This window comes from Phycicoccus sp. Soil803 (assembly GCF_001429685.1).
GTDB lineage: Bacteria > Actinomycetota > Actinomycetes > Actinomycetales > Dermatophilaceae > Pedococcus.
On record NZ_LMST01000001.1, the window covers coordinates 3,082,240 to 3,099,791 of the forward strand.

The 17,552-nt window shown below is 71.8% G+C and carries 17 protein-coding genes; 1 reads left to right on the forward strand and 16 read right to left on the reverse strand.

The window, feature by feature from the left end; translation table 11 throughout:
* Positions 1-3: 3 nt before the first annotated feature.
* On the forward strand, positions 4-804 hold the full coding sequence (locus tag ASG95_RS14220; RefSeq protein ID WP_057378929.1) for a ceramidase domain-containing protein: 801 nt from the start codon (positions 4-6) through the stop codon (positions 802-804).
* On the opposite strand, the gene trmD is transcribed toward ASG95_RS14220, so the two are convergent.
* The 16 genes from trmD to ASG95_RS14295 form a co-directional block, all read right to left on the reverse strand.
* Positions 788-1,987: a tRNA (guanosine(37)-N1)-methyltransferase TrmD gene (trmD, locus tag ASG95_RS14225; protein ID WP_057377886.1), complete on the reverse strand. Its 1,200-nt coding sequence runs from the start codon at positions 1,985-1,987 to the stop codon at positions 788-790. The genes ASG95_RS14220 and trmD overlap by 17 nt on opposite strands.
* Before the next feature lie 12 nt (positions 1,988-1,999).
* Positions 2,000-2,548 carry a ribosome maturation factor RimM gene (gene rimM, locus ASG95_RS14230; RefSeq protein ID WP_056922546.1) on the reverse strand — a complete coding sequence of 183 codons (549 nt, stop codon included), beginning with the start codon at positions 2,546-2,548 and terminating at the stop codon, positions 2,000-2,002.
* A gap of 151 nt (positions 2,549-2,699) precedes the next feature.
* Positions 2,700-2,942, reverse strand: coding sequence for an RNA-binding protein (locus ASG95_RS14235; RefSeq protein ID WP_056922545.1), 243 nt, complete (start codon positions 2,940-2,942; stop codon positions 2,700-2,702).
* A gap of 2 nt (positions 2,943-2,944) precedes the next feature.
* A complete protein-coding gene (rpsP, locus tag ASG95_RS14240) occupies positions 2,945-3,538 on the reverse strand; it encodes a 30S ribosomal protein S16 (protein WP_369820385.1) in 594 nt (197 codons plus the stop codon).
* Between the two features lie 208 nt (positions 3,539-3,746).
* A complete protein-coding gene (locus tag ASG95_RS14245; RefSeq protein ID WP_057377888.1) occupies positions 3,747-4,775 on the reverse strand; it encodes a phosphotransferase enzyme family protein in 1,029 nt (342 codons plus the stop codon).
* A 10-nt stretch (positions 4,776-4,785) separates the two neighbouring features.
* The gene (locus tag ASG95_RS14250; protein ID WP_057378930.1) at positions 4,786-6,321 is read right to left on the reverse strand and encodes an SDR family NAD(P)-dependent oxidoreductase; all 1,536 of its coding nucleotides are present in this window, start codon (positions 6,319-6,321) and stop codon (positions 4,786-4,788) included.
* Entirely contained in the window at positions 6,318-6,782 is a 465-nt protein-coding gene (locus ASG95_RS14255; RefSeq protein WP_056922542.1) for an Rrf2 family transcriptional regulator, read from the reverse strand. The genes ASG95_RS14250 and ASG95_RS14255 overlap by 4 nt, the downstream gene beginning before the upstream one ends.
* Positions 6,783-6,877: 95 nt before the next feature.
* The gene (locus ASG95_RS14260; RefSeq protein ID WP_057377889.1) at positions 6,878-7,888 is read right to left on the reverse strand and encodes a sulfate/molybdate ABC transporter ATP-binding protein; all 1,011 of its coding nucleotides are present in this window, start codon (positions 7,886-7,888) and stop codon (positions 6,878-6,880) included.
* Positions 7,885-8,691 carry a sulfate ABC transporter permease subunit CysW gene (gene cysW, locus ASG95_RS14265; protein WP_056922540.1) on the reverse strand — a complete coding sequence of 269 codons (807 nt, stop codon included), beginning with the start codon at positions 8,689-8,691 and terminating at the stop codon, positions 7,885-7,887. The genes ASG95_RS14260 and cysW overlap by 4 nt, the downstream gene beginning before the upstream one ends.
* On the reverse strand, positions 8,688-9,611 hold the full coding sequence (gene cysT / locus ASG95_RS14270; protein WP_082592638.1) for a sulfate ABC transporter permease subunit CysT: 924 nt from the start codon (positions 9,609-9,611) through the stop codon (positions 8,688-8,690). The genes cysW and cysT overlap by 4 nt, the downstream gene beginning before the upstream one ends.
* Positions 9,612-9,618: 7 nt before the next feature.
* Positions 9,619-10,653: a sulfate ABC transporter substrate-binding protein gene (locus ASG95_RS14275; protein ID WP_057378932.1), complete on the reverse strand. Its 1,035-nt coding sequence runs from the start codon at positions 10,651-10,653 to the stop codon at positions 9,619-9,621.
* Between the two features lie 285 nt (positions 10,654-10,938).
* The gene (locus ASG95_RS14280) at positions 10,939-12,024 is read right to left on the reverse strand and encodes an amidohydrolase family protein (RefSeq protein WP_056922539.1); all 1,086 of its coding nucleotides are present in this window, start codon (positions 12,022-12,024) and stop codon (positions 10,939-10,941) included.
* Between the two features lie 9 nt (positions 12,025-12,033).
* Complete coding sequence (locus tag ASG95_RS21415) at positions 12,034-12,171, reverse strand: hypothetical protein (RefSeq protein WP_157582098.1); 138 nt, start codon at positions 12,169-12,171, stop codon at positions 12,034-12,036.
* Positions 12,172-12,310: 139 nt separating this feature from the next.
* Positions 12,311-13,135, reverse strand: coding sequence for an alpha/beta fold hydrolase (locus ASG95_RS14285; RefSeq protein WP_056922538.1), 825 nt, complete (start codon positions 13,133-13,135; stop codon positions 12,311-12,313).
* Positions 13,132-14,742 (reverse strand): signal recognition particle protein, encoded by a 1,611-nt coding sequence (ffh, locus tag ASG95_RS14290; protein WP_056922537.1) that lies wholly within the window; start codon positions 14,740-14,742, stop codon positions 13,132-13,134. The genes ASG95_RS14285 and ffh overlap by 4 nt, the downstream gene beginning before the upstream one ends.
* A gap of 112 nt (positions 14,743-14,854) precedes the next feature.
* On the reverse strand, positions 14,855-17,230 hold the full coding sequence (locus ASG95_RS14295; RefSeq protein WP_235543895.1) for a [protein-PII] uridylyltransferase: 2,376 nt from the start codon (positions 17,228-17,230) through the stop codon (positions 14,855-14,857).
* Positions 17,231-17,552: the final 322 nt, after the last annotated feature.

Genomic DNA, 17,552 nt, shown 5'->3' on the forward strand with positions numbered 1-17,552 from the left:
ACCATGGCGACCCACGCGCAGCGCGACCTGCGACCGTTGGCGCTGGCGGGCGCTGTCGCGGTCGTCTCGGTGGGCCTGCTCTGGCTCGCGGTGCTGCACGGCTGGCTGGGCCCCGACGTCGGTCGCGGCGACCGGTTCTGCGAGGCGGCGCGCGACGCCGTCGTCCGCCAGCCCGCCAACACGTTCAGCAACGCCGGGTTCGTCCTCGCCGGGCTGGCCATCGCGTGGCGGGCCGGAGCACCTGGGACGACGATCGCGGCCAACCCGCGGCTCGCGGCGGCCCTCGGCGTGGTCGTGGTGCTGCTCGGGCCGGCGAGCGCGGCGATGCACGCGACCCAGAGCGCGCTCGGTGGCCACCTCGACCTGCTCAGCATGTACCTCATCGCTGCCTTCGCCTCGTCCTACGCGGTCACCCGGGTGCTGGGCCGCGGCACCGGCTTCTTCGCGGCGTCGTTCGTCGGCGTCGTGCTGGTCTGCGAGCTCGTCGAACGCATCCCGGGGCACGTCCCGGTGGTCGACATCGCCGCCAACCTCGCGTTCGGGCTCTTCCTGCTCGTGGCCCTGACCGGTGAGGCCGTGCTGTGGCGGCGGGGCGCCGCGCGACGCCAGGTCGGCTGGGGGCTGGCGTCGGCCGGAGCCCTCGCCCTGGCGTTCGCGATCTGGAACCTCGCCAAGGACGGGTCGTCGCTCTGCCACCCCGGCTCGCTCCTGCAGGGCCACGCCGCCTGGCACCTGCTGTGCGCCGTGGCCGCCTACTGCCTCTACCGGCTCTACGCCAGCGAGCGCGTCAGCGACGCCGCTTGAGCAGGTCCACGGCGCCGGGGAAGGCGCCCGCTCCGGGCTGCACCCGGTAGCCGGCCTTGCGGTAGGTGCGCAGGTTGCGCTCGCTGCCGGTCCCGGTGTTCAGCCAGTATGCCGCCGTGCCCGACGGCGCCTGCGCCTCCGCGTGCTCCAGCAGCGCGCGCCCCAGGCCACGGCCCTGGAGATCGGGGGCGACCATCAGCCGGCCGATCTGCCAGGTGGCCGCGTCGTCGGGGTGTGACCGCGCCCGCACCGAGGCCACCAGCCGGCCGCCGACGCGCACCACCCAGGTCTGCCACTCCTGCAGTCCACGTGCGACGTCGTCGACGGACTCGAGCAGGGGCGGGATGTCGTGGGTGGCGTTGGCCCTCGCCTCGCTCACCCAGCAGGCCCGTTGCAGGGTGGTCAGCTCTGCGGCATCGGACGGCTGGGCGACGGTGATCGTGAGGCCATCGGTCGTGAGCGCCGCCGAGGAGTGCAGCAGGTCCGGCCTGCGAGCTGCCGTGCGCTCGAGTCGCTGCTGGTGGCGCCACGCGGCGATCGCCCCGTGGTCCCCCGAGAGCAGCACCGGCGGGACCGCCCGGGTCACGCCGCCACTCGACTCCCAGGCGGCGGGCTTGGTGTAGACGGGGTACTCGAGCAGGCCGTCCTCGTGGGACTCCTCGACCAGGGACTCCGCGTTGCCGATGACGCCGGGCAGCAGGCGGGCCACCGCCTCGACCATCGCCAGCACCGCCACCTCGCCCCCGTTCAGGACGTAGTCGCCGAGCGAGACCACCGACACCTCGAGCCCGAGCTCGTCCGCGGCGTACTCGTAGACCCGCTCGTCGATCCCCTCGTAGCGTCCGCAGGCAAAGGCCAGCCACGGCTCCTCGGCGAGCTCGCGCGCCAGGGCCTGCGTGAACGGCCTACCTCCCGGACCCGGGACGATGAGCCGCGGGCGGGGCCCGTCGGCACCCGAGGCGACCACGTGCGTGAGGGCCTCGGCCCACGGCTGCGGCTTCATCACCATGCCGGCACCACCGCCGTAGGGGGTGTCGTCGACCGAGTGGTGCCGGTCGTGGGTGAAGTCGCGCAGGTCGTGGACGCGCAGGTCGAGCAGCCCGTCGCGGCGGGCCTTGCCGATCAGCGAGAGGTCGAGCGGCGCGAGGTACTCGGGGAAGATCGAGACGACGTCGAGGATCACGGGGGTCCGCCGTCAGTCGGCGTTGAGCTCGAGGAGCCCGGGCGGTGCGTCGACGACGACCCGGCCGCCGTCGACGTCGACCTCGGGGACGATTGCCTCGACGAACGGGACGAGTGCCTCGGCGCCGCCGGTCAGCCGCAGCACCAGCTGGTCCTGCGCCGCGCCGGTGCGCAGGCCGGTGACCTCACCGAGGGTGGTCCCCGCGGGGTCGACGGCGGTGAGCCCGACGAGCTCGTCCTCGTACCACGCGTCGTCCTCGTCGGCCGCAGCCTCGGCCGCGGCCTCGGCATCGATGAACAGGCGGGTGCCCCGCAGCGACTCGGCGCCGGTGCGGTCGGGGATCTCCTCGAAGCCGAGCAGCCAGACCTTCTGGTGCAGCCGCGCGGTGCGCAGGGTGAGGGAGCGCGGGACGCCCGACCCGGGTGCGGCCTCCGTGGCGTAGGCGACACCCGGCGCGAAGCGCGCCTCGGGGTCGTCGGTGTGGGTCTGCACCGTCACCTCACCGCGCAGGCCGTGTGGCTTGCCGATGCGGGCGACGAGCAGTCTGGAGTCGGCAGGCATGGAGTGATCCTCTCAGGGGTTGGCTCCACGGTGGGAGCCAGTGGTGCGGCGAGCCATCGACCGCGACGATGCCGCGAAGCGAGAAGGGCCACCGGGAAACCCGGTGGCCCTTCTCGATGAGCTCGGTGTGCGTGTCAGCGCGGGTGAGCGCTCAGCGGACCTTGTCGGTGTCGACGATGTCGACCCGGACGTTCTGGCCGCCGGCCAGCGCACCCATGACGGTGCGCAGGGCGCTCGCGGTGCGACCGGAGCGACCGATCACGCGACCGAGGTCCTCGGGGTGCACCCGCACCTCGAGCACCTCACCACGGCGGAGCTCCTTGCGTCGCACGGCAACCTCGTCCTTGTGGTCGACGATGCCCTTCACGAGGTGCTCGAGCGCCTCTTCCAGCACGGTCAGGCCTTGTCCGCGGCGTCGGCCTCGGCGGCCGCGGGGGCCTCCTCGGTCTCAGCCTTGGCCTCGTCGGCCACGGGAGCATCGGTGACAGCCTCGGTGGCCTCGGCCTTGGGCTCGTCGGCCTTGGGCTCGTCGGCCTTGGGGGCCACGTCAGCCTTGGTGTCGTCAGCCTTGGTCTCGTCGGCCTTGGGGGTCTCGTCGGCCTTGGGGGTCTCGTCGGCCTTCTTGGCAGCGCGCTTCTTCGGGGTGGTCGCCCCGTCGGTGCCGGCCTCGGACTTGCCCGCCGCGGCGATGGCCGCGTCGTACAGCTCCTTCTTGGACGGCTTGGCAGCCTTGACCTTGAGCGTGCCCTCGGCGCCGGGCTCACCCTTGTACTTCTGCCAGTCGCCGGTCACCTTGAGCAGTGCCGCGACGGCCTCGGTCGGCTGCGCGCCCTGGCCCAGCCAGTACTGCGCGCGGTCCGAGTTGATGTCGATGACCGAGGGCTCCTCGGTGGGGTGGTACTTGCCGATCTCCTCGATGGCCCGGCCATCGCGCTTGGCGCGCGAGTCCATGACGACGACGCGGTAGAACGGTGCACGGATCTTGCCCATGCGCTTGAGACGAATCTTGACGGCCACAGTGGTGGTGTCTCCTGTTTCTGGTTGTGAGCACGGCAAGACCGCGCAGGATTCACGCGGGGTACCGGAACTCGGTGTAGGCGTTCCAGCCAGGAGGCCGCAGTCTGTGACCGGGCCCGTGCCTGGACGGGTACAGCCGACCATTCTGCCAGATCCGTGGGGATGCCCCGACCATGCAGGCTCAGCCGGCGGCCATCAGGTCGAGCACGACGTCGAGCACGTGCTGGAGCGTGCTTAACGACGGCAGCCACAGCAGGCACTCCTGCACCTCGGCCACCGCGTGCCGGCGGTGCGCGTCCTCCGTGGCGGGAGCCTGGGACGCAGCGGCCTGTCGGGCGAGGAAGTTGAGCTCCCCACTGAGCAGCATGGTGAACGAGTCCAGCCCGTGCACGGCACCGGTACCGCCCGCTGCGCGGTAGGCGGTGACGGTCCGGCGCACTGCCGAGGCGTCGACCTCCTCCCCGTCGACGTGCCACTGGACCAGCACCTTGGCCAGCTCCCGGTCGGGGAGCACCGGGCCCACGTCCTCCCAGTCCACCGGGACGAGCTGGCCGTCGGTGGTCACCAGGAGGTTGTCGGGGTGCAGGTCGCGGTGGCCGACCACGAACGGCCCGGTCGGGGCAGGCACGGCCCGCACGAGGTCGCAGAGTCGCTCGAGGTCCGCCACCCGCCTCACGAGGGCGTCGTGCCACGGCTGGTCGGTCCCCCGCTCCACCAGGTCAGCCCAGACCTGCGCCTCGGGGACGGTCCGGTACCACCAGCCGATCGGGTCGTCGGTCGCCGGCGCCGCAGCGTGCAGCCGCCCGAGCAGCGTGCCGAGCTCGGTCGCGTGCAGGCCGGGCACGAAGTCGGCCCGCGGTGCGGTGCCGTCCACCCAGGTGCTGAGCCGCACGAGACCCCCACCCAGCGTCACGGGCACGGGCACGAGGAACCGCCCGTCCCGGTCGGCGACGGGGACGGGCACGGGTATGCCGGCCTGCGCGAAGTGCGTGAGGTGACCGGCCTCGCGGCGGACCACCTCCTCCCCAGCCGCCAGGTCCGGGAAGCCGGCATCGGCCGCGAAGGGTTGCTTCACGGCATACCGGAGTCCGTGGCACTCCAGGAGGCTCACCCGGCCCTCCGCACCGCGGGCCACGAAGGTGAGTCGGGCCGCGGCCCCGCCGCCTCCGAGCCCAAAGGCGTCGAGCAGGTATGCGGTCAGCTCGTCCACGGCGCCGGCCTCACCAGGGGCTGGGTTCGAAGTCCTTGACGAAGCAGCCGTAGACGTCCTCCCCGGCCTCGCCCCGCACGATGGGGTCGTAGACGCGGGCCGCGCCGTCCACGAGGTCGAGGGGCGCGTGCCAGCCCTCGGCGGCGATCCGCAGCTTCTCGTGGTGCGGCCGCTCGTCGGTGATCCAGCCGGTGTCGACCGCGGTCATCAGGATCTTGTCCGTCTCGAACATCTCGCCGGCGCTCGTGCGGGTCAGCATGTTGAGCGCCGCCTTGGCCATGTTCGTGTGCGGGTGCCCGGCTCCCTTGTAGCGCCTGGAGAACTGGCCCTCCATCGCCGAGACGTTGACGACGTACGCGCGTCGGGCGCCGGCCGCGACGGCGGCGCGCATCGACGGTCGCAGCCGCGACACGAGGATGAACGGCGCGGTCGAGTTGCAGAGCTGCACCTCGAGCAGCTCGAGCGGGTCGACCTCCTCGACCTTCTGCGTCCACGAGTTGTTGAGCTGGGTGTCCGGCAGCAGTCCGCCGGCGTCGACCGCCGTGCCGGCCAGGTGCGCCTCGAGGCTAGCCTGGCCCGCCGTCAGTGCGAGCGACGTCATCGACGCGGCCGAGCGCTGCGCGAGCGCGCGCGCCGCCTCCTGCTCGGACTCACCCTCGTGGTGCGCGACCTTCTGCTCCTGCAACGTGCCGAGGAGGTTGGCCGGGTGAGCCTCGCTGATCCGGTCGAAGGTGACGAGCTCGGGGTAGACGACGTCGCCCTCGAGCGGCACCGACTCACCCTCGACCAGGTGGGAGTAGGCGCCCGGCGAGCGGCGCACGGTCTGGGCCGCGTTGTTGACCAGGATGTCGAGCGGACCTGCGGCGGCGACCTCGTCGGCCAGCGCGACGACCTGGGTGGGGTCGCGCAGGTCGATGCCGACGACCTTGAGCCGGTGGATCCAGTCAGCCGAATCCTCTTGTGCCGCAAAGCGTCTCGCTGCGTCATGCGGGAAGCGCGTGGTGATGGTGAGGTGCGCGCCGTCGCGCAGGAGGAGCAGTGCGATGTACATCCCGATCTTGGCGCGGCCACCCGTGAGCAGGGCCCGCTTGCCGGTGAGGTCAGTCCGTTGCTCACGCTTCGTGTGGCTCAGGGCCGCGCAGTCGGGGCAGAGCCAGTGGTAGAACGCGTCGACCAGGGTGTACTCGCTCTTGCAGATGTAGCAGCCCCGCGGCTTGATCAGCTCCCCCGCGTGGGCTCCCCGGGTCGTCGAGACGAGCGGGATGCCCTTGGTCTCGTCGTCGATCCGCATCGGTGAGCCGGTGGCGGTCTGCGCGAGGATCGCCTCGTCGTGGTCGACCTGGGGCTGCTTGGCCTCGCGGCGGCGAGCCTTGCGGACCCGCTTGTACATCCGCCCCGTCGCCCGCTTGACCGTCTGGATGTCGGGGTGGTCGCCGTCGATCTCGGCGAGCTGTTCGAGGACGCGCAGGGCGATGGCGAGGTCCTCGGGGTCGATGCCCGGGCCCACCTCGGCCGAGGTCTCGTCGATCGGGGCGCCTTCGCTCATCGGCTGCGCCACGCGTCCGGGTCCGCAGCCAGCGTCACCACCCGGTCGGGCAGCTCCCCCGACAGCACGTCCGCGAGGCTGGTCTCGTCGAGCACCGAGCGGAGGCTGGCGCGCAGCGCCACCCACACGGTGGGCAGGTGCGTGGCCACGCCCTCGTATGCCGTCTCGTGCGGCCGCAGGCCGCGCACCTCCGCGAGCGGCCCGTCCACGGCCCGGAACACCTCGCCCAGCGAGATGTCTCGGGGCTCGCGGGCCAGCGAGTAGCCACCCCGCGCGCCGCGGGTGCTCTTGACCAGCTCGGCGGTGCGCAGGTCGGCCACGATCGCCTCGAGGAACTTGCGCGGGAGGGTCTGGCGGAAGGAGAGCGTCTCGACGCTCACCGGGCCCGCCGATGTCGTCGCCGCCTCCGCGAGGATGAGCATGGCCCGGACCGCGTACTCCGTGCGTGCCGAGATGTCCACGAGCGCATTCTGTCGCACCGCCGCGGAGCCGGGGCACGCGGCATACCCATGGCTGTGGGCGGGCGCCGCTCCAGGGGCCCCGGGTGGGCCGCGACTCAGATGGCGAGGGCGGGGTGGATCTCGGCCGCGTCGGGTCCGGTCGTGGCCCGCGCGTACACCGTCTCACCCTCCACGAGCCCGAGGGCGTCGGCCTCCGCGCGGGTGACCTGGGCGGCGAAGCGGGTGCCCGAGTCGGCGCGCAGGTCGATTCGCACCTCGAAGCCCAGGCGGACGACGCGTTCGACCACCGCCTCGACGACCCCGGGCGACCCGCCGACCCGCGCGTCGGCGGCTCGGGCTCGCTCGTGGTCGCGGTCGAGGGCGATGTCGTGCGGGCGCACGAGGGCGCCGCCGAGCCGGGCCACCGAGCCGAGGAACGACATGACGAAGTCGTTGGCCGGGCGGTCGTAGAGGGTCACCGGGTCGCCGACCTGCTCGATCCGCCCCTTGTTGAGCACGGCGATCCGGTCGGCCACGTCGAGGGCCTCCTCCTGGTCGTGCGTGACCAGGACGGTGGTCACGTGGACCTCGTCGTGCAACCGCCTCAGCCACTGCCGGAGGTCGGCCCGCACCTTGGCGTCGAGGGCGCCGAACGGCTCGTCCAGGAGCAGCACCTCGGGGTCGACCGCGAGCGCCCGGGCCAGCGCCATCCGCTGGCGCTGCCCACCCGACAGCTGCGCCGGGTAGCGGTGCTGGAACCCGTCGAGGCCCACGATCTCGAGCAGGTCGTCGACCTTGCGGGCGATCTCGGCCTTGGGCCGCTTGCGGATGGTGAGCCCGAACGCCACGTTGTCGCGCACCGTCATGTGCTTGAACGCCGCGTAGTGCTGGAAGACGAACCCGATCCCCCGCTTCTGGGGTGCCACCCCGGTCACGTCGCGGCCGGCGATGACGATGCGGCCGCCGTCGAGCTGCTCGAGCCCGGCGATGGAGCGCAGCAGGGTCGACTTGCCCGAGCCGCTCGGGCCCAGCAGGGCGGTGAGCGAGCCGGCCGGGATGTCGAGGGTGACGTCGTCGAGCGCGGCGAAGTCGCCATAGCTCCTGCGGGCTCCGATGACGCTGATCATGTCTTGCTCCTCTTGCGGTCGAGTGCTGTCATGCCGAGCAGCGTGAGCACGGCCAGCCCCATGAGCAGGGTGGCCGCGGCGTACGCGCCGTAGGTGTTGTGGTCGTCGATGTAGCGCGAGTGGACGAGCAGGGTGAGCGTCTGGGAGACACCGGGGAAGCCGGAGCTGACCATGATCACCGCACCGAACTCACCGAGTGCCCGGGCGATCGTGAGCACGACGCCGTAGGTCAGGCCCCAGCGGATGGCCGGCAGCGTGATCCGCCAGAACGTCTGCCAGGTGCTGGCCCCGAGGGTCGATGCGGCCTGCTCCTGCTCCGTGCCGATCTCGTGGAGGACCGGCTCCACCTCGCGCACCACGAAGGGGAGCGTCACGAACAGCGTGGCGATCACCATGCCGGGCAGGCCGAAGATCACCTTGATGCCGAGCCGCTCGAGGCCTCCGAACCAGCCGTCGACGCCCCACAGCAGGATCAGCGAGACACCGACCACGATGGGCGACACCGCGAACGGCAGGTCGACCACGGCCTGCACGAGCCCGCGCCCGCGGAACCGGCCACGCACCAGGGCCAGCGCCGTGCCGACCCCGAACACCACGTTGAGGGGGACGACGATCGCCACGATGAGCAGCGACAGGTTCAGGGCGGAGATCGCCGCCGGGGTGCGGATGGAGTCGACGAACGCGCCGACCCCCTCCCCGAAGGTGCGCCAGAGGATGAGCACGATTGGCACTGCGATCAGCAGCACGAGGTAGCCGAGGGCGACGGTCCGCAGACCGATCCGGGCCGTGGTGGAGGTCTTCACTGGGCGTCCTCCTCGCGGCGCAGGCTGCGACCGGCGAACAGCCGCAGGACGAACAGCGTGACGAAGGCGATCGCCAGCAGCACCACCGAGACCGCGGCGGCGTTGAGCGGCCGGTCGATCTCGATCTGCTGCTGGATGTACTGCGAGGCGACCTGGGTCTTGCGCGGGATGTTGCCCCCGATGAGGACCACGGAGCCGTACTCGCCGATCGCGCGGGCGAAGGCCAGGCCGGTGCCGCTGATGACGGCCGGGGCCAGGGTCGGCAGCACGACGCGGCGGAAGGTGGTCCAGTTCGAGGCACCCAGCGACGCCGCGGCCTCCTCCACCTCGCGGTCCGCCTCGATCAGGACGGGCTGCACGGAGCGGACGACGAACGGCAGGGTGACGAACGCGAGGGCGACCAGCAGGCCCGGCTGGGTGGCGTTGAGGTGGATGTGGATCGGGCTGTTGGGGCCGTAGAGCGACAGCAGCACGATGCTCGCCACGATCGTGGGCAGCGCGAACGGCAGGTCGATGAGGGCGTTGACGATGCGCTTGCCGGGGAAGTCGTCGCGCACCAGGACCCAGGCGATGAGGGTGCCCATCACGGCATTGACGACCGCGACGATGGCGGCCACCAGCACGGTGACCCGCAGGGAGGCGAGCGCGACGGGGGCGGAGACGGCGTGCCAGAAGCCGCCGATCCCCTCTCCGAGCGAGGTCACGGTCAAGGCGGCCAGCGGGAGGAGCACGAGCACGCTGAGCCACAGGCCGACGAGGCCGACGCCGAGCGGACGGGCCACGCCGGTGCGGCGACGGGACGGCGGGGCGGCCGGCAGGGAGTCCGCGCCGTCGCCGAGGGGCAGGTGTGGGCGCGGCGGCAGGGACGACCCCTCGGTGGAGGTGTCGCCCCTGCGCGCGTGGTTGGTTGTCGTCGTCATCGCCGTCCTACGACGTGGCCTTGTCGTAGATGAGCGCGATCGCGCCGGTCTCCTTCTTGAAGAGCGTCCCGTCGACCGTCTTCCAGCCGCCGAGGTCGTCGATCGTCCAGAGCTTGGTCGGCTGCGGGAAGTCGGCCGCGAACTCCTTGGCCACGGTCGGGTCCACCGGGCGGAACCCGGCCTGGGCCCACAGCTTCTGGGCCTCCGGCGTGAAGAGGAAGTCGTTGAACGCCTTGGCCTTGGCGTAGTTCTTGCTCTTGGTCAGGACCGCGGTGGGGTTCTCGATCTTGAACGTGGTCGGTGGCGTGACGTGCTCGACCGGGTCGCCGCTGCGCTCGGCGAACAGCGCCTCGTTCTCGTAGCTCAGCAGCACGTCGCCGGTGCCCTGCAGGAAGGTCTCGGTCGCCTCGCGGCCGGACTTCGGCTGCACCTTGACGTGACCGGTCACCAGCTTCTCGATGTAGTCGAGGCCCGCCTGCGGGTTCTTGCCGCCGTCGCTCTTCGCGGCATACGGGGCGAGCAGGTTCCACTTGGCGCTGCCCGAGCTGAACGGGTTCGGGGTGACGATCTCGACCCCGGGCTTGAGCAGGTCGTCCCAGTCCTTGATGCCCTTGGGGTTGCCCTTGCGCACCACGATGGTGACGACCGAGCCGAACGGGATGCCCTTGTACTGGTTGGCGTTCCAGTCCTTGGCGACCAGGCCGGCGTCGACCAGGCGGGTGATGTCGGGCTCGACCGAGAAGTTCACGAAGTCCGCGGTGGCGCCGGCCTCGACCTTGCGCGACTGGTCTCCGGAGGCGCCGTAGGACTGCTGGAACTGCACGCCCTTGCCGGCCTCGGTCTTGTTGAACGCCGGGATGACCTTGTCGTAGCCGACCTTCGGCACGGCATACGCGTAGAGGTTGATGGTGCCGGTCTTGGCGCCGGCGTTCTCGGCGTCGCCGCCAACCGTGTCGCTGGCTCCGCCGCCTCCACAGGCGGTCATCACCAGTGCTCCGACGGTCGCGGCTGCGGCCAGAGCAAGGCGGGTGTGACGGCTCATCGAGGGCTCCTTCTTCGCCGGGACGGCGTGGTGGCGCGGGGTGCGCATCTCCTATGTGACAACTAGGAGTTTGGATAGCGTTTGGTTATCGGTCAAATAACACGACCTTATGTCTCAGATCGTGGAAGCCCTGGGACACCCGACACACCGGCCCCCCGACCTCCCCCGCCCCCCTCCCCCAGACCTCAGCTTTATCGGGTCTAGGGAGAACGTTGACCTTCACCCCGCTTCGGAAGTCGGGTGAAGGTCAACGTTCCTGCTAGACCCGATAAAGCTGAGGTGGGGTCAGAGGGTGACGCCGCGCAGCACGATGTGCTCAGGGGCGGCCAGGGCGCGGATCTCACGCCGGGGGTCTGCGCCGTAGACGACGAGGTCGGCGTCGGCGCCCTCCTCCAGCCCCGGCCGACCGAGCCAGGCCCGGGCTCCCCAGGTCGCGGCGTGCAGCGCCTCGTCGGTGGACAGCCCGGCCCTGGTCAGCTCCAGCGCCTCGTCGGCGACCAGGCCGTGTCGCAGCGAGCCGCCAGCATCGGTGCCGAGGTAGATCGGGATGCCGGCGTCGCGGGCCGCGCCGATGGTGGCGTAGCGGCGGTCGTGCAGGGCGACCATCCGGCGGTGGTACTCGGGGAACTTCTCCTTGGCCGGCTCGGCGAGGGCGGGGAAGGTGGCGATGTTGACCAGCGTCGGCACGATGGCGATCTGCTGCTCGGCGAACTGCGCGATCGTCTCCGCCTCGAGGCCGGTCGCGTGCTCGATGCAGTCGGTGCCGGCCGCGGCGAAGTCGTAGAGGGACGCCTCCCCGAAGCAGTGCGCGGTGACCCGGGCACCCTCCTCGTGGGCCGCCTCGATGGCGTCGGTCAGGACGTCGACCGGCCAGCACGGCGTGAGGTCGCCGGCATCCCGGTCGATCCAGTCCCCCACGAGCTTGACCCAGCCGTCGCCGGCGCGGGCCTCGAGCCGGACCCGCTCGACCAGCTGGTCCGGCTCGATCTCGTGGGCGAAGTTGCGGATGTAGCGCCGGGTGCGAGCGATGTGTCGACCGGCCCGGATCACCTTCGGCAGGTCGTCGCGCTGGTCGATCCACCGGGTGTCGGCCGGCGACCCCGCGTCCCGGATCAGCAGGGTGCCGGCCTCGCGGTCGGCGAGCGCCTGCGCCTCCGCGGTCGCGTCGTCGACCGGACCGTGCGCGTCCAGCCCGACGTGGCAGTGGGCGTCGACCAGGCCCGGGAGGACGAAGCCGCGCAGCGTCTCCACGTCGCCGTCCGGCGCGGTCGGGCGCTCGAAGGTCAGCCGACCGCCGACCACCCACGCCTCGGGTCGCACGTCCTCGGGCCCGACCAGGACCTCCCCCTGCAGGTGCAGCACCGATGCCATGCGCCGACCCTAGAGGCGCCGAGGCTGGCGAGCGACCCCCGGGGTGTAGCGGATGTCCTGCCACACGACGACGTTCCCGTCCTCGTCCCGCGCGTCGAAGAGGGCACCCACCGGGCTCGAGACAGCTCCCCCACCAGGTCCGGTCATGACTCGACTGTGGCGCGACCGGGTATGCCGCGCGATCCGGTTCGCCCCCCACCTCACGACCGGCGCTTCGCCCGGTTGGAAGCGAAGCTGCCGGATACCCGGAAGTTTCGCTTCCAACAGGGCCAAGCAACAAGACGGCCTACGTGGGGCCGGTGTGGGCGAAGCGGCGCAACGCCTCGACGATGATCTCCGGGGCGTCCGTGTGCACCCAGTGCGTGGCCCCCTTGACCGTCAGCTGCCGCACCTTCGGGAACAGCGCGCGCATGGCGGGGAGGTCCTCGTCGATGATGTAGGTCGACTCCGACCCCGAGACCCACAGCACCGGACCCGGGTAGGGCCGGAGCCCGGCCGCGAGGTCGGGCCACGCCGCGATCACCGAGCCGGTCCCCTTCGCCGCGTCGGCAGCGAACAGCTCGAGGTTGGCCTGCCACCGCCACGAGTCGCCGTCGCGGCGCAGGTTCTGGAGCAGGAACGCCTTCACGCCGGGGTTCGGCTCCTCGAACCGCACCTCGGCATCGGCGCGGTTGGCCAGCTCGCCCAACGGGAGCCGCTGCATCTCCTCGATGTAGCCGCTGAACCGCTCCAGGCTGCCGTAGCTCTTCGGCGCGATGTCCACGACGACCAGGCGCGACACCAGCTCCGGGTGCTGGAGGGCGAGCAGCATCGCGGTCTTGCCACCCAGCGAGTGACCCACGACGACCCAGGGTGTCTCGGCGTCGATGCCGCGCAGGGTGTCGGCGACAGCCGCGGCATAGCCCTCGAAGGAGAACTCCTGCGACCACGGGGACCGGCCGTGGTCCGGGAGGTCGACCAGGGTGCTGCGCGCACCGGTGCCGTCGGGTCCCGCGAGCGCCTTGGCGATCTGTGACCAGTTGCGGCCCTGTCCGAAAAGCCCGTGCAGGAAGGCGATTCGCGGTCCGGCCGTGCCGATCGACAGGGTGTGCAGCGGCGCTGCCTGGCTCACCTGCCGAGGAACTTCTCGAAGCCCGCGGGCAGCTGGTTGGGGTCGAGGTCAGCCGGTAGGCCGCCGTCCCCGGCCGGTGCGCCGAACGCTGAGCCACCGCCCCCGGTCCGGGCTGACGACGCCTTCTGGGCGGCCGCCCGCTCCTCGGCCGCGCGCTTGGCGGGGTTGCCGGACTTGGACTTCTTGCGCTGGGGCTGCTGCTGGCGGCCCCTCTTGCCACCGCCCATGCCGGGCATCCCGGGCATCCCCGGGATGCCACCGCCGCGGGCGAGCTGCTTCATCATCTTCTGGGCCTCGGTGAACCGCTCGAGCAGGGCGTTCACCTCGGACACCTCGACCCCCGAACCCTTGGCGATGCGCAGCCGCCGCGAGCCGTTGATCTGCTTGGAGTGGGTGCGCTCGAACGGCGTCATCGACCGCACCATCGCCTCGATGCGGTCGAACTCGCGCGGGTCGAGGTTGTCGAGCTGGGCCTTCATCTGGCCCATGCCCGGCATCATGCCGAGCATCGCCTTCATGCCGCCCATCTTCTTGAGCGCCGACATCTGCTGCAGGAAGTCGTCGAAGGTGAAGTCCTCCTCGGCGAGGAACTTGCGCTGCATCTCCTGCGCCTGGCTGGCGTCGAAGGCCTTCTCGGCCTGCTCGATGAGGGTGAGCACGTCGCCCATGTCGAGGATGCGGGAGGCCATCCGGTCGGGGTGGAAGACCTCGAAGTCCTTCACACCCTCGCCGGTGCTGGCGAACATGATCGGGCGCCCGGTGACCGAGGCGACCGAGAGCGCTGCGCCACCGCGGGCGTCGCCGTCGAGCTTGGACAGCACGACACCCGTGAAGTCGACGCCCGCCTGGAACGCTAGGGCAGTGTCGACCGCGGCCTGGCCGATCATCGCGTCGATGACGAAGAGGACCTCGTCGGGCGAGATGGCAGCGCGGATGTCGGCGGCCTGCTGCATGAGGTTCTCGTCGACGGCCAGGCGGCCGGCGGTGTCGACGATGACGACGTCGTGTTGGGCGCGACGAGCCTGCTCGATGCCGGCTCGGGAGACGGAGACCGGGTCGCCGAACGAGCGCGTCCCCTCCCCCGTCGGGCCGACGGCGTCGTGCCCGCCGACGTTGCCGCGCTCGGGGGCGAACACCGGCACGCCGGCCCGCTCACCGACGACCTCGAGCTGGGTCACCGCGTTGGGACGCTGGAGGTCGGCCGCCACGAGGATCGGGGTGTGGCCCTGCTCCTTGAGCCACCGGGCGAGCTTGCCCGCCAGGGTCGTCTTACCGGCACCCTGCAGACCCGCCAGCATGATCACCGTGGGCGGGTTCTTGGCGAACTGGATCGTCCGGGTCGCACCGCCGAGGATGTCGACGAGCTCCTCGTTGACGATCTTCACGACCTGCTGAGCCGGGTTCAGGGCGCCGGACACCTCGGCCCCGAGGGCGCGCTCGCGCACCGCGGAGGTGAACTTCTTCACCACCGGCAGCGAGACGTCGGCGTCGAGCAGCGCGAGCCGGATGTCGCGGACCGTCGCGTTGACGTCGGACTCGGACAGCCGCCCCTTGCCCCGAAGGTTCTTGAAGGTGGCTGTCAGGCGGTCGGAGAGTGAGGTGAACACGCGCCCAAGGTTAATCGACCCCAGGTCGCGTGCCGGACACGGCGCCAGAAGGTGGTCGGCGTGCAGGTATCCCTCCAATTGGACGGATACCTGCACGCGGGGACGGCGGCGCCTAGCCGGGAGTGGCGCCGTCGCAGGTGTCGATGACCATGGCCACCGTCTGCGCGACCTTGGCCGGCGACAGGAGGCGACCACCGAACTCGGTGACGTAGAAGGTGTCCAGCGTCTGACCGGCATACGTGGCGATGTGCGCGGAGCGCACCGAGAGGCCGGCCTTGGCGAACCCCATGCCGAGCTCGTGCAGCAGGCCGGGGCGGTCCTGTGCGCGCACCTCGATGACGGTGGCCTCCTCGGACGCGTGCGGCACCACGAGGGCGCGAGCCTGGCCGGGCGACCCGGTGCCGGACTCGGCGCTCGGGCGGGCGGCGAACTGGCGGCGCCGTTCGAGCAGGCCAAGCGGGGCCCGGTCGCCCTGCGCCAGCCGCTCGAGGCCGCGGACGATCCGCTCCTCGTGCGGTGGCTCACCGCTCGGGCTCTCGACGTGCCACTCGTTGGCAGCGACGCCGTCGATCGTGCGCAGGATCGCGGTGCGGACCACCAGCCCGTATGCCGCGAGCAGCCCTGCGGTGTCGGCGAACAGTCCCAGCCGGTCGCGGTCGAAGACGTCGATGCGGTAGGACCCACCCTGCGGCCGGATGATGACCCGAGGGTCGCCCGAGGCCACGGAGCGCAGGTCGTCCTCGTCGACAGTCGCGGTCTCGGCCGGCGGTGGCACGGCACCTTCCTCCCAGCCCTTGCGGGCCCCCTCGGCGAGCTGGCTCAACAAGGTCGCCCGCCAGTCGGTCCAGGCCGCCGGCCCGGCGGCACTGGCGTCGGCCTCGGTGAGCGCGACGAGGAGGTCGAAGACCTCGCGCGACCCGCCCACGGCGGCCCGCGCGGCGGTGACGGTGCCGGCGTCCTGGTGGTCGCGGCGGGTGGCGAGGTCGATGAGCGTGAGGTGCTCACGGACCAGGGTCGTGACGACCTCGACGTCGGCTGCGGGGTAGCCCAGACGCGTGGCGATCGCCTTGGCCAGCGGCGCGCCCGTGGCGGAGTGGTCGTGCGCCCCGCGGATCTTGCCGATGTCGTGCAGCAGTGCGGCGAGCAGCAGCAGGTCGGCGCGGGTGACGCTGCGTACCAGTCCGCCGGCGAGGACGACGGTCTCGATGAGGTGCCGGTCGACGGTGTGGCGGTGAACCGCGCTGCGCTGCGGCCGGGACCGCACCGCCGCCCACTCCGGCAGCCAGCGGTCGATGATGCCGGCCTGGTCGAGGCCCTCCCAGACGCCGATCAGCCCAGGGCCGGTCGCGAGCAGGTCGGCGAAGAGGTCACGGGCGATCTCGGGCCACGGCTCGCTGAGGGTGGGGGCCTGTCCGGCCAGGTTGGCCAGCGTGGTGGGCGCGATCGGCAGGTTGGCCCGTGCGGCAACCACGGCGGCACGCAGGGGCAGCAGGGCGTCGGTGGAGAGGGTGCTGCGGGGGCCGAGGACGACCTCCCCGTCGTGCTCGAACATGCCGAACCCCAAGGGGTTCAGCTGCGGTCGGCGCGGTCCCACCCGCAGGGTGCGAGCCCGCTGGGACTGCCCGGCGCGGCGGACCGTGCCGTCGAGCGCGTAGGCGATCGTGCGACCGGCATCGGCCACCGAGGTCATCAGCTCGTCGGAGTCCGTGTGCCCCAGGAGCGCGGAGACGGCGTCGTGGTCCTCACGGGTGAGCCGGTCGCGACCCCGGCCGGTCACCACGTGCACTGCGTCGCGCACGTCGAGGAGGGTCTGGTGCGCCTCGTCCACCCCGACGTGCGGCCGGTCGGTCAGCCACGCGGCCACGAGGGCGCTGAGCACCGTCATGTCGCGCAGGCCGCCGTGGGCGTCCTTGAGGTCGGGTTCGAGGCTCTGGGCCAGCTCGCCGTGGCGGGCGTGCCTCGCCTTGAGGATGTCGACCAGCTGCGGGAGCCGGCGGCGGGCGTTCGCGCGCCAGTCGTGCGAGACCGTCGAGCGTGCGGCGGCCACCACCTCGGGGTCGCCCGCCACGCACTGCAGGTCGAGCAGCCCCACGGCCGCGGTCAGGTCGCCCGAAGCCACCGTGCGGCACTGGTTGACCGTGCGGACGGCGTGGTCGAGCTTCACGCCTGCGTCCCACACGGGGTACCAGACTCGGTCGGCCAGGCCCCGCAGGTCGTCGCCGCTCAGGGAGCGGCCGTAGTGCAGGAGCACGAGGTCCACGTCGCTGAGGGGACCGGCGTCACCGCGGGCCAGGCTGCCGACCGAGGCCAGCGCGATGCCTTCGGTGGGTTTGCCGTCGAGGGCCTGGGTCCACACCTGGGAGAGCCAGTCGCGGGTCAGGCTGGCGATGGCGTCACGGCGCACAGGGCCCGCTCCCGGGGCATCGAAGCCCCTGGCCCCCGCCAGGTCCAGGCGGCGGGCCGCCAGGTCGGTCTCCTCGATCGTCACATCACCACCGTGCCCTCTCGACGTTTCCGAACGTGCGCCTCCGTGTTACGCCTGTGTTAGACGTCTGAGGTCATTTGCGTTGGGTCGCCGCGTTTCACGTCCGGCCACCTGTGCTCGACGCGGCCCACTTGTGGCCAGCGGTGCCTCACCAGACCCCAGTTTCCTGCTTCCGCTGCCACACCCGTGGCCAGAAGTCGGGGGTGGTGGGTATGCCGCGTGGACGCGACGGTGCNCCGGGACCGCGCGCGGTCCCGGGCACCGACGGTGCGGCTGGTCGGTCAGAGGGCGTCGACTCCACGCTCTCCGGTGCGGACCCGGACCA